The organism is Pseudomonas sp. S11P7, from assembly GCF_023195435.1.
In the GTDB taxonomy this organism is placed as follows: domain Bacteria; phylum Pseudomonadota; class Gammaproteobacteria; order Pseudomonadales; family Pseudomonadaceae; genus Aquipseudomonas; species Aquipseudomonas fluorescens_G.
On record NZ_JALPKS020000002.1, the window covers coordinates 1638109 to 1650510 of the forward strand.

The following is a 12402-nucleotide window of genomic DNA, read 5'->3' on the forward strand; positions in this document are numbered from 1 at the left end:
GGGACTACAGCGAAGCTGGGATCAGGCCAGCTCGAGCCAGATCGGCGCGTGGTCCGAGGGCTTCTCCATGCCGCGCAGTTCGTAGTCCACGCCGGCATCCTTCACCCGTGGCAGCAAACCATGGGAGGCGAGAATCACGTCGATGCGCAGGCCACGCTTGGGTTCATCCTCAAAACCACGGCTGCGGTAGTCGAACCAGCTGAACATGTCGGTCACGTCCGGGTTCAGGTGCCGGTAGCTGTCGGTCAGGCCCCAGTTCTTCAGGCGTGCCATCCACTCGCGTTCTTCCGGCAGGAAGCTGCATTTACCGGTTTTCAGCCAGCGCTTCATGTTGTCCGGGCCGATGCCGATGTCGCAGTCTTCCGGGGAAATGTTCACATCGCCCATCACCACCAGCGGTTGTTCGTTGTGGAACTGGCTTTCGAGCAGCGCTTGCAGATCGCTGTAGAAACGCTGTTTGGCGGGGAATTTGGTCGGGTGATCGCGGCTTTCACCTTGGGGGAAATAGCCGTTCATGATCGTCACCGGTACGCCATTGGCATCGGCGAAGGTGCCCCAGATAAAGCGCCGCTGGGCGTCTTCTTCGTCGGTGGCGAAACCTTTGTGAATAGCGATCGGCTCGTTGCGCGAGAGCAGGGCGACACCGTAATGGCCTTTCTGCCCGTGGAAGTACACGTGGTAGCCGAGGGCGCGCACTTCTTCCAGCGGGAACTGGTCGTCGTGGACCTTGGTTTCCTGCAGACCGATGACGTCCGGTTGATGTTTTTCGATCAGCGCCGCCAGCTGATGCGGGCGCGCCCGCAGTCCGTTGATGTTGAAGGAAACAATCTTCATGGTCGGCAGTCCTGGCAAAAGGGCGATGCTAGCTGACATGGGGCATGGGGGCCAGTGTGGGAGATATCATTTTGGCCTGTGGGATTTGTAGCGCTTGTCCCGGCCCCATCGCTGGCAAGCCAGCTCCCACAGGTTTCTGTGTTGTGTGGGAATGTTTGTGAACGGCACGGACATTGTGGGAGCTGGCTTGCCAGCGATGAGGCCCTCACAGTCGATGAAGATCCAGAGCTGGTCTAACCTGTCAGGGGAACCACACCACCCGCCCAAGGTTCGTACCAACAAGCGCGCCATCCTTCGAGCGCGCCCCGGGGAGAATCACCACCATGCCTGACACCCAGACCGTCATCGCCGACATCCATATGCTCGACCGCGGCTATTCTCGTGAAGCGCGCTCGTTGCTGTATCAGGCCTACCGTCACGAGCCGACCTTCGGCTACCTGTTCGAAGCCGAACGTCACGGCTATGAGCAGCGCGTGCGCGCCACGGTGCGCGAGCTGGTCAAGCAGCATTTCCTCCAGGACCTGCCGGCGATCGGGCTGCTGGTCAACGATCGGCTGATCGGCATCGCCCTGATCGCGCCGCCGCAACGGCGCCTGGGCGTGACGGAAAGCTGGGCGTGGCGCCTGCGCATGGTGCTCAGCACCGGGTTTCGCTGCACTCGGCGCTATCTGGAATATCACGATGCCGTCGCCGCGTGCGTGCCCGGTGACTCGGTGCACATGCTGCCGTTGCTCGGCGTGCATCCACAATTCCAGGGCAAGCACTACGGCGAACAACTGCTCACCGCCGTACACAACTGGTGCGCGGTGGACGAGACCTCACAAGGCGTGGTGCTCGACACCGGTAACCCGCGTTACCTGGAATTCTATAAAAGGCAGGGTTATCAGGAGATCGGCGAGGTTGCCGTCGGGCCGGTCCGTGAGCACGTGTTTTTCCACGCCAATCCGCAGGTGTTACAAACAGCAACAGCGTAATAATCGAACTTCTTGGGAAATTTCCTGTTCTATCACGCTCCCCAGCCCTGATAGCATCCGCGCCTATGAAGTTTCCAGGAAGATTTACCAGTGGCGTGCTGATGCTGTTATCCAGCTGCGCGGCGCTGGCGCAAAGTGAATTGGATGTACGGATCAAACCGTCCAACGATGAACTCAAGGCCAATATAGAAGGCTATATCGGCAGCCTCGGCGATCGTGACGAAGAAGCCTTGCAGCGCTTCAGTCGCGGTGCCGAAGAGCAGGCGCGCAAGGCTGCCCAGGCGTTGGGCTATTACCAGCCGCAGATCGACAGCGACGTCAAGGGCGGGGAAAAACCGCGTCTGGTGCTCAACATCGATCCGGGCGAGCCGATCCGCCTGCGCAACGTCACCGTGCGGGTCGATGGGCCGGCGGCCTCGTTGAAATCCTTTCGGGTGCCGAAAAGCGATCTGCTCAAGTCCGGCGCAGTGCTCAATCACGGCCATTACGAAGATGCCAAACGGGTGATTCAGAATCAGGCCTCGCGCTTCGGATTCTTCAGTGGCCATTTCACCAGTCAAAAGCTCTTGGTCGATCCGCGCGCCGGCGTCGCCGATGTCGAGCTGATCTACGACAGCGGCCCGCGTTATGCGCTGGGTAAAGTGAAATTCGAGGGCGACACGCCGTTTGACGAAGACCTGCTGCAACGCATGGTGCCGTTCAAGGCCGGCGAGCCTTACGACTCCGAGCTGATCGCCGAGCTCAACCGCGACCTGCAATCGAGCGGCTATTTCGAGGGCGTGCGCGTCGACGCGGCACCGACGGCGACCAAAGACCAGGTGATCCCGGTCGACGTCAAACTCGATACGCGCAAACCGCGCACCATGGGCCTGGGCCTCGGTTATTCAACTGACGTCGGCCCACGCATCAAAGCCAACTGGACCCGCCACTGGGTCAATCCGCAAGGCGACAGCTATGGCTGGGAAGCCGAGCTTTCCGCGCCACGGCAAAACGTCGGGCTGTTTTACGACATTCCACTCGACCCGCCGCTGACCGACAAACTGCGTTGGGCCGGCGGTTATCAATTCGAAGACATCGAAGGTTCCGACACGCGCAGCAAACTGCTGACCTTCGGCCCGGAATGGCACAGCAAGTTGCCCAGCGGCTGGCAGCGGGTGATCTCGCTGAAATGGCAGCGCGAGGAATACGAACTCGGAGACGACTCCGGCCTGAGCACCTTGCTGATGCCCGGCATCAGTTATTCCTACCTGAAAAGCGACAACCGCATCGACCCGCGCAACGGCTATCGCCTGAGCTTCGAAAGCAAAGTGGCCAAGGAAGGCCTCGGTTCCGACAACAACCTGTTATATGGCACGGCGCTGGTCAAAGGCCTGACCACGGTGTTCGACAAGCACCGTTTGCTCGGGCGGGTGCAGGTCGGCGGCAGCGCCACCAACGGCTACAACTCGATCCCGCCGTCGCTGCGCTTTTTCGCCGGTGGCGATCAAAGCGTGCGCGGGTATGACTATCAGAGCCTGTCGCCGAAAAACTCCGATGGCGATCGCATCGGCGGGCGCTACATGGTCGCCGGCAGCGTTGAATATCAATATTCAGTCGCCGAGAAATGGCGCGTGGCGACCTTCGTCGACCAAGGCAACTCTTTCAACAAACTCGAACTGCCGAATCTCAAGACCGGGGTCGGCATCGGTGTGCGCTGGGTTTCGCCGGTCGGGCCGATCCGCCTCGATCTCGCCCATGCGCTGGACGACGACGGCGGCATCCGGCTGCACTTTTCCATGGGGCCTGAGCTGTGAAGCGTGGTTTGAAAATAACGGCTGTGACGCTGCTGGCGTTGTTGCTGTTGATGGTATTGACGATCAGCGCGGTGCTCGGCACTCAGGCCGGCAGCCGTTGGGCGCTGAGCCTGGTACCGGGCTTGAGCGTGGAGAATTTCCAGGGTCGCCTTGGCGGCGAGTGGAGTGCCGATCATCTTCTGTGGCAGCAGGACACCAGCCGTGTCGAACTGAACAAAGCGATCTTCGCCTGGTCGCCGCTGTGCCTGACGCGCATGACCCTGTGTATCGATCGGCTCAAGGCCGATCAGGTAGTCCTGCAATTCCCGCCGGGTGAAGAAACCACCGAGAGCGGGCCGATCAAACTGCCGGATCTGCAATTGCCACTGGCCATCGAGCTGGGCGATGTGCAGGTCGGCAGCCTGCTGTTCAACGGCAGCGAGCAGCTCAAAGGTTTGCAACTGGCCGCGCACTGGAGCGCCCAGGGTCTGCAGATCGACCGCGTGAAATTGCAACGCGACGAACTCAGCCTGAATCTGTCCGGCCTGCTGCAACCGACCGGCAACTGGTCGTTGACTATCCAAGGTGATTTGACGTTACCTGCGCCGGGCACTGAACCATGGACTTTGGCCCTGAAAGCCGAGGGCGATCTGCTCAAGACGCTCAACCTGCACGCCGACAGCCGTGGCTACCTCGACGGCCAATTGACCGGCGAGTTGCAACCGCTGGTGGAAAACCTGCCGGCCAAGGTGCGTATCACCAGCGAAGCGTTCAAACCGAGCGCCGAGCTGCCGGACACCCTGCAACTCAACCAGTTAGTGCTGACTGGCGAAGGCGACCTGAAAAACGGTTACCAACTCAACGGCACTGCCACATTGCCCGCCGACACAGCCCCGGTGGCGCTGCTGCTCAAAGGCAAAGTCGACGCCAACGGTGCGCAAATCGCCGGGCTTGATCTGACCGCCAACGACAAACAAAGCCTCAAACTCAACGGTAACGTCGACTGGAGCAAAGGCCTCAGCGCGCAAGCCAACATCAACTGGCAGGACTTTCCCTGGCATCGGCTCTACAACGAAATCGACGAGCCGCAAGTCGCTTTGCGTACCTTCACGGGTGAAGTTTCCTACACCGACGGTCAATACCTCGGCAACTTTGCCGCCGCACTGGACGGTCCGGCGGGCGCTTTCACCCTGAGCAGTCCGTTCAGCGGCAGCCTCGAACAGATCGCCTTGCCGCAACTGGTGATGGAAGCCGGGCAGGGCAAGGCCGAAGGCCACGTCAAGGTCAAGTTCGCCGACGGCATCGCCTGGGACACCGCGCTGCAACTGTCGGCACTGAATCCGGCGTACTGGGTCGCCGAACTGCCCGGCACGTTGGCCGGGCCGCTGAAAAGCACCGGCGAAATGAAGAATGAGCGCCTGAGCCTCAACGCCGATCTGGATCTCAAAGGCAAACTGCGCGGGCAACCGGCGATCTTGCAAGCCAAGGCTGACGGCGCCGGCGAGCAGTGGAACCTCAACGCTCTGCAAATCCGTCTCGGCGACAACAGCATCAGCGGCAAGGGCAGCCTGCAACAGAAGCTCGCCGGGCAGATCGACATCAAGTTGCCGCGTCTGGCCCAGCTCTGGCCGCAGTTGCGCGGGCAGGTCAACGGCCAGATTAACGTCGCCGGCACGCTGAAGGCGCCGCAGGGCAAACTCGACTTGCAGGGCTCGCAACTGGTGTTCCAGGACAATCGCCTGCAAAGCCTCAACCTCGACGCCAATCTCGACAGTGCGCAACGGGCGAAGATCGATCTGAAGGGCAGCGGCATTCAGGTCGGCGATACATCGCTGGGCACACTGACCGCCAGCGCGCAGGGAGATATCAAAAGCCAGAAGCTCAACCTTGATCTGCTCGGACCCAAGCTGAAACTCGCGCTGGGGCTGGACGGCAATCTGGATCAGGGCAACTGGCGCGGGCGTCTGGCCAGCGGCGATATTCAGGCCGGCGGGCAGGACTGGAAGTTGCAGAATCCGGCGAAACTGGAACGCCTCGCCGATGGCAAGATCAACTTCGGCGCGCATTGCTGGACCTCCGGCAGTGCCAGTCTGTGCGGCGAAGATCAGCGGCTGATGCCCGAGCCGAAACTGCGCTATCACCTCAAGCAGTTTCCGCTGGAAAGTCTGGCGCAGTGGCTGCCGAAAGACTTCGCCTGGCAGGGCCGGCTGAATGCCGATCTGCAGCTCGACCTGCCGGCCAGCGGCCCCAACGGTGTGGTCAGCATCGACGCCAGCGGCGGCACCTTGCGCATGCGCGACAAGCAGCAATGGCTGGACTTTCCCTACCAGACGCTCAGGCTCACCAGCAAACTGACGCCGAAACGCGTCGACACCGAACTGAACTTCGTTGGCGGCAAACTCGGCGAACTGCTGGTGCAGGCGCAGCTCAATCCACTGCCGAAAAACAAACCGTTAAGCGGCTCGTTCCACCTCTCCGGCCTCGACCTGTCGGTTGCGCGGCCGTTTGTGCCGATGGTGGAAAAACTCACCGGCCGCCTCAACGGCAGCGGCACGATTTCCGGCGGCCTGCTGGCGCCGCTGGTCAACGGCACGGTGCAACTGAGCGACGGCGAAGTGTCCGGCGCCGAATTGCCGATGGAGCTGCAGAACCTGCAACTCACCGCGGCGATTGCCGGCGAATCGGTGCGCCTCGATGGCGGCTGGAACAGCGGCAAAACCGGCCGCGGCAGTCTCAACGGCAACGTCGCCTGGGGTCAGGCGCTGGTGGTCGACCTGGCGTTGAAAGGCACGCAGTTGCCAGTCACTGTCGAGCCGTACGCCAAGCTTGAAGTGGCGCCAGACCTGAAGATTTCCATGGCCGGCGACGAGCTGAAAATCGCCGGCAAGGTGCTGGTGCCCAACGGTGAAATCACCGTGCGCGAACTGCCGCCGTCTACCGTGAAAGTCTCGGACGACACGATTATCGTCGGCGCACAGACCGAAGAGGGCAAAGCGCCGCTCGCGATGAAAATGGACATCGACGTGATCGTTGGCCAGAACAAGCTGAGCTTCGCCGGCTTCGGCCTGACCGCCAATCTGCAGGGTCAGGTGCACATCGGCGACAACATGGACACCCGCGGCGAGCTGTGGCTCAACGACGGTCGCTACCGCGCCTACGGCCAGCGCCTGACGGTGCGCCGCGCGCGGCTGTTGTTCGCCGGTCCCATCGATCAGCCGTATCTGGACATCGAAGCGATCCGCCAGACCGACGACGTGATCGCCGGTATTCGTCTGAGCGGCAGCGCCGAACAGCCGACCACGCAGATCTTCTCCGAACCGGCCATGAGTCAGGAGCAGGCGCTGTCTTATCTGGTCCTCGGGCGTCCGCTGAGCACCAATGGCGAAGACAACAACATGCTTGCGCAAGCCGCGCTGGGCTTGGGTTTGATGGGCAGCGCCGGGGTCACCAGCGGGCTGGCCAAGGACTTGGGCATTCAGGATTTCCAGCTCGACACCCAGGGCAGCGGCAACGACACCAGCGTCGTCGCCAGCGGCAACATCTCCGAAAAACTCAGCCTGCGCTACGGCGTCGGTGTGTTCGAACCGGCCAGCACCATTGCCCTGCGCTACAAGCTGAGCAAGAAGGTGTATGTCGAAGCCGCCAGTGGCGTCGCCAGTTCGTTGGATATCTTCTACAAGCGCGATTTCTAGACCGCGCTTGCGTTAATGAGTTCCCACGCACTGCGTGGGAATACCTCAAGGGACGCTCTGCGTTCCAGCTCCCGACAGGGACGCAGAGCGTCCCAAGCTGCGATTCCCACGCGGAGCGTGGGAACGATCCCGGGTGGTCGGTCAGTAACTAATTACTAAGCCCCCTAACTATTACGTTGACATTCGCTGCCTAAGCAGTAACATCTCGACATACATTCACTGCCTAGGCAGTTATCAGGTGCGCCCATGAAGCATTTCACCCCGGAAGAATTCAAACATTGCCATCTCGGCCTGTTGCTCGGCCGTGCCGCGCTGCTCAAGGACCGGATCATCGACACGCACATGGAACCCCACGGCATCACTGCCGCGCAGTTCAAGGTGCTGATCATCATGGCCCAGTTCGGCGTCGACACCCCGGCCGAGCTGTGCCGGCACCTGTCGCTGGACAGTGGGTCGATGACGCGCATGCTCGATCGGCTGGAGCAGAAAGGTTTTCTGCTGCGCCAACGCAGCGAAGACGACCGCCGGCAGGTGCAGTTGAAACTGACCGGACAGGGCCAGCAACTGACCGATCGCCTGCCGCAGATCGGTGCCGATGCGATGAACGAACTGGCCGGTGCCATCTCCCGCGAAGAGTTGAAAACCCTCGAATACCTCCTCAAGAAAATCCTGCTGGCGGCCGGTGACCCGATCACCCTCCAGCGCTTAGGTGACCACAATGAGCGGTAAAACCTTGCGCAGCAGCCTGACCCTGCTGCTGTCGGCGATGATCCTCGCCGGTTGCGCCAATTACAGCGGCCTCGATACCGAAGGTCAGCGCCTCGACGCCGCGAACCTCAAGACAGCGCAGTCTCTGGATGGCGTCACGCTGTCGCCAGCGGCGTGGCCTAAGAGCGATTGGTGGGCCAGCCTCGGCGATCCGCAGCTCGACGGCCTGATCCGCGAGGCGCTGCACGACAGCCCGGACATGCAGATTGCTGCCGCTCGTGCTCATCAGGCCAGCGCCGCGGCGTATGCCGCCGATGCCGAGCGCTACCCGACCCTCGACGCCAGCGCCGGCATCAGCCGTTCGCGGCTGGCCCGTGATCAGGACCCACTGGGGCAGGGCGGCGCTTATTCGACGGTGCGCAATGTCAGCGCCGGCTTCAATTACAATTTCGATCTGTGGGGCGGCCAGCGCGATGCCTGGGAAGCCGCACTCGGTGAGGCGCGCGCTGCCGAAGTCGATCGTCAGGCCGCGCAACTGACGCTGGCCGCTGATGTTGCCCGCGCTTACAGCGATCTCGGCCAGGCGCATATCGTTTATGACCTGGCTAACGAAGACCTCAAGCGCACCCGGCAGATGCTCGACCTGAGCCAGCGTCGTCTGAGTTCGGGGATCGACAGCCAGTATCAGTTCCAGCAAACGCAAAGTCTGGAAGCCAGTTCTCAAGCCAGCCTGATCGACGCGGAAAAACGCCTGCACAGCGCCAAAGTCGCGCTGGCGGTATTGCTCGGCAAAGGCCCGGATCGCGGCAACGAAATCGCCCGGCCAAAAGTTCTGCAAGCCAGCGCCGTCGCCGTGCCGTCGGTGTTGCCTGCCGAACTGCTCGGCCGGCGCCCGGATCTGGTCGCGGCGCGCTGGCGTGTCGAGGCGGCGAGCAAGGATATCGATGCCGCCAAGACGCGCTTCTATCCCAATCTCAACCTGAGCGCGTCGGCGGGTGCCGAATCGCTATTGGGCGACGCGATGTTCGGCTCGGCCAGTCGCTTCTTCAATATTGCGCCGACCGTGTCGCTGCCGATTTTCGATGGCGGCCGCCTGCGCGCCAACCTCGATGCCCGCGACGCCGATTACGATCTGGCGGTGGCGCAGTACAACAAAAGCCTGGTGAAAGCCCTTGGCGATGTCGGTGACACGATCAACCAGTTGCGTGATATCGGCCGGCAGATCGGTGCGCAACAGCACGCCACCGACATTGCTCAGGATTCTTACAACACCGCAGTCCAGCGTTACGGTTCTGGCATCGGCAACTACCTGGACGTGCTCAGCATCGAGCAGCAATTGCTCCAGGCCCAGCGTCAGCTGGCGACGCTCAATGCCGAGCAGATCGACCTGTCGATTCAACTGATGCAAGCGCTGGGCGGCGGCTTCCAGGGTGAAACCCTGACCGCAGCCAACGCCACCCCAGCCACCGCGCACAACTAATTCAAGGTATTTGTCATGGCCACTGCCGAAAACACTCAAGCTCAAGACAACACCCCGGACACCGGCAACCCGCGCAAACGCAAAGTGATGCTGCTGACCCTGGCCGTGGTCGTTCTGCTCGCCATTGCTGGCGTGTGGGCGTATCACGAATTCATCGGGCGCTGGAGCGAAAGCACCGACGACGCCTACGTCAACGGTAACGTCGTGGAAATCACCCCGCTGGTGACCGGCACCGTGGTCAGCATTGGTGCCGATGATGGTGATCTGGTTCAGGAGGGCCAGGTGCTGGTCAACTTCGACCCCAACGACGCCGAAGTCGGCCTGCAAAGTGCCAAGGCCAAACTGGCGCGCACCGTGCGTCAAGTGCGCGGCTTGTACAGCAACGTCGACGGCATGAAAGCCCAGGTCAACGCGCAACAGGCCGAAGTGCAGAAAGCGCAGGACAACTACAACCGGCGCAAGAATCTGGCGCAGGGCGGGGCGATTTCCCAGGAAGAACTGTCTCACGCTCGCGACGATCTGACCTCGGCGCAGAACGCTTTGGCTAACGCCAAACAGCAACTGAAAACCACCAGTGCGCTGGTCGATGACACCGTGGTGTCCTCGCATCCGGACGTGATGTCGGCGGCGGCCGATTTGCGTCAGGCCTACCTGACCAATGCGCGCAGCACCTTGATTGCCCCGGTGACCGGTTACGTCGCCAAGCGTACCGTGCAGCTCGGTCAGCGTGTACAGCCGGGCACCGCGCTGATGGCGGTGATCCCGCTCAATCAACTGTGGATCGACGCCAACTTCAAGGAAACCCAACTGCGTGACATGCGCATCGGTCAGCCAGTGGACATCGAAGCCGACCTGTACGGCAGCGACGTCAAGTACAGCGGCACCGTCGACAGCCTCGGCGCCGGCACCGGTAGTGCGTTTGCCTTGCTGCCGGCGCAGAACGCCACCGGTAACTGGATCAAGATCGTCCAGCGCGTGCCGGTGCGGATTCACATCAATGCCGAAGAGCTGGCCAAACATCCGCTGCGCGTCGGTCTGTCGACCAATGTTGAAGTCAACCTGCACGACCAGAGCGGCCCGGTGCTGGCGCAACAGCCACCGCAAAAAGCCTCGTTCAGCACCAATGTGTATGACCGCCAACTGGCCGAGGCCGACGCGATGATTGCCCAGCTGATCCACGACAACAGCGCCGCGACGAGCAAAACCGCACAGCGCTGAATGCTGACCCCAAACCCTGTGGGAGCGAGCCTGCTCGCGAATGCTGACTGACATTCAACATAAATGTCGGCTGATCCACCGCCTTCGCGAGCAGGCTCGCTCCCACAGGGGCAGCTGTGCCTGCCATGGCACGGCGCCTCTCAGGTTTCATAGGATCCACCATGAGCAATAACGCTTCTTTCACGCCGCCCAGCCTGTTGCTCAGCACCATTGGCCTGTCGCTGGCGACGTTCATGCAGGTGCTCGACACCACCATCGCCAACGTGGCGTTGCCGACGATTTCCGGCAACCTGGGGGTGAGTTCGGAGCAGGGTACTTGGGTGATCACTTCGTTCGCCGTGAGCAACGCCATCGCGCTGCCGCTGACCGGCTGGCTCAGCCGCCGCTTCGGCGAGGTGAAACTGTTTCTGTGGGCGACGATGCTGTTTGTGCTGGCGTCGTTTCTCTGCGGTATTTCTACATCGATGCCCGAGCTGATCGGTTTCCGGGTCCTGCAAGGGCTGGTCGCCGGGCCGCTGTACCCGATGACGCAGACGCTGTTGATCGCGGTGTATCCGCCGGCGAAACGCGGGATGGCCCTGGCCTTGCTGGCGATGGTCACGGTGGTCGCGCCGATTGCCGGGCCGATTCTCGGCGGCTGGATCACCGACAGTTACAGCTGGCCGTGGATCTTCTTCATCAACGTGCCGATCGGGATTTTTGCGGTGATGGTGGTGCGTTCGCAACTGGCCAAGCGGCCGGTGGTCACTAGCCGCCAGCCGATGGACTACGTCGGGCTGATCTCGCTGATCATCGGCGTCGGCGCGTTGCAGGTGATCCTCGACAAGGGCAATGATCTGGACTGGTTCGAGTCGAACTTCATCATCATTGGCGCGGCAATTTCCGTGGTCGCGCTGGCGGTGTTTGTGATCTGGGAAATGACTGACCAGCACCCCGTGGTCAATCTGCGCCTGTTCGCCTACCGCAACTTCCGCATCGGCACGCTGGTGTTGGTCTTGGGTTACGCCGGCTTCTTCGGCATCAACCTGATCCTGCCGCAATGGCTGCAGACGCAGATGGGCTACACCGCGACCTGGGCCGGTCTGGCCGTGGCGCCGATCGGTATTCTGCCGGTGCTGCTGTCGCCATTTGTCGGCAAGTACGCGCACAAGTTCGACCTGCGCCTGCTCGCCGGGCTGGCGTTTCTGGCGATCGGCCTGAGCTGCTTCATGCGCGCCGGGTTCACCAACGAAGTCGACTTCCAGCACATCGCTCTGGTGCAATTGTTCATGGGCATTGGCGTGGCGCTGTTCTTCATGCCGACCCTAAGTATTCTGATGTCGGATCTGCCGCCGAGCCAGATTGCCGACGGGGCCGGTCTGGCGACATTCCTGCGGACCTTGGGCGGCAGCTTTGCGGCGTCGCTGACCACGTGGATCTGGATTCGCCGGGCGAATCAGCATCATGCCTACATGAGCGAGAGCATCAGCACCTTCGAGCCGGCCACGCGCGAGACCTTGCATGCGCTGGGCGGGGCGAGTCAGCCGGCGTATGCGCAGATGAATCAGATCCTTTCCAGTCAGGCGTATATGTTATCGACCGTGGATTACTTCACGCTGTTGGGGTGGGGGTTTATGGGGTTGATTCTGATCGTGTGGCTGGCGAAGCCGCCGTTTGCTGCCAAGGCAGGGCCTGCTGCCAGCGGTCACTGATCTCCCCGAAGATCGTTCCCATGCTCTGCGTGG

At 61.7% G+C, this 12402-nt stretch carries 8 protein-coding genes; 7 read left to right on the forward strand and 1 reads right to left on the reverse strand.

The annotated features are described in order from the left end of the window. Positions 1-21: 21 nt before the first annotated feature. A complete protein-coding gene (gene xthA / locus M0746_RS07640) occupies positions 22-834 on the reverse strand; it encodes an exodeoxyribonuclease III (RefSeq protein WP_208940602.1) in 813 nt (270 codons plus the stop codon). Between the two features lie 323 nt (positions 835-1157). Between xthA and M0746_RS07645 the strand changes: the two genes are divergently transcribed. From M0746_RS07645 to M0746_RS07675, 7 genes are all read left to right on the forward strand, one after another. Next, positions 1158-1808, forward strand: a complete 651-nt coding sequence (locus tag M0746_RS07645; protein ID WP_258448687.1) for a GNAT family N-acetyltransferase — start codon at positions 1158-1160, stop codon at positions 1806-1808. A gap of 65 nt (positions 1809-1873) precedes the next feature. Next, positions 1874-3601, forward strand: coding sequence for an autotransporter assembly complex protein TamA (locus M0746_RS07650; RefSeq protein WP_258448688.1), 1728 nt, complete (start codon positions 1874-1876; stop codon positions 3599-3601). Then, on the forward strand, positions 3598-7272 hold the full coding sequence (locus M0746_RS07655) for a translocation/assembly module TamB domain-containing protein (RefSeq protein ID WP_258448689.1): 3675 nt from the start codon (positions 3598-3600) through the stop codon (positions 7270-7272). Before M0746_RS07650 ends, M0746_RS07655 begins: the two co-directional genes overlap by 4 nt. Positions 7273-7518: 246 nt before the next feature. Then, entirely contained in the window at positions 7519-8001 is a 483-nt protein-coding gene (locus M0746_RS07660; protein WP_258448690.1) for a MarR family winged helix-turn-helix transcriptional regulator, read from the forward strand. Continuing rightward, positions 7991-9460, forward strand: a complete 1470-nt coding sequence (locus tag M0746_RS07665) for an efflux transporter outer membrane subunit (RefSeq protein ID WP_258448691.1) — start codon at positions 7991-7993, stop codon at positions 9458-9460. The genes M0746_RS07660 and M0746_RS07665 overlap by 11 nt, the downstream gene beginning before the upstream one ends. A 15-nt stretch (positions 9461-9475) precedes the next feature. Then, positions 9476-10678 carry an HlyD family secretion protein gene (locus tag M0746_RS07670; protein ID WP_258448692.1) on the forward strand — a complete coding sequence of 401 codons (1203 nt, stop codon included), beginning with the start codon at positions 9476-9478 and terminating at the stop codon, positions 10676-10678. Between the two features lie 161 nt (positions 10679-10839). Beyond that, positions 10840-12369, forward strand: coding sequence for a DHA2 family efflux MFS transporter permease subunit (locus tag M0746_RS07675; RefSeq protein WP_258448693.1), 1530 nt, complete (start codon positions 10840-10842; stop codon positions 12367-12369). Positions 12370-12402 lie beyond the last annotated feature (33 nt).

Excerpts from the sequence above, each read along its gene's own strand:
- M0746_RS07670 (WP_258448692.1), top strand. The coding sequence starts at position 9,476 with ATGGCCACTGCCGAAAACACTCAAGCTCAAGACAACACCCCGGACACC.
- M0746_RS07665 (WP_258448691.1), top strand. The coding sequence starts at position 7,991 with ATGAGCGGTAAAACCTTGCGCAGCAGCCTGACCCTGCTGCTGTCGGCG.
- M0746_RS07650 (WP_258448688.1), top strand. The coding sequence starts at position 1,874 with ATGAAGTTTCCAGGAAGATTTACCAGTGGCGTGCTGATGCTGTTATCC.
- M0746_RS07660 (WP_258448690.1), top strand. The coding sequence starts at position 7,519 with ATGAAGCATTTCACCCCGGAAGAATTCAAACATTGCCATCTCGGCCTG.
- M0746_RS07645 (WP_258448687.1), top strand. The coding sequence starts at position 1,158 with ATGCCTGACACCCAGACCGTCATCGCCGACATCCATATGCTCGACCGC.
- xthA (WP_208940602.1), bottom strand. The coding sequence starts at position 834 with ATGAAGATTGTTTCCTTCAACATCAACGGACTGCGGGCGCGCCCGCAT.
- M0746_RS07675 (WP_258448693.1), top strand. The coding sequence starts at position 10,840 with ATGAGCAATAACGCTTCTTTCACGCCGCCCAGCCTGTTGCTCAGCACC.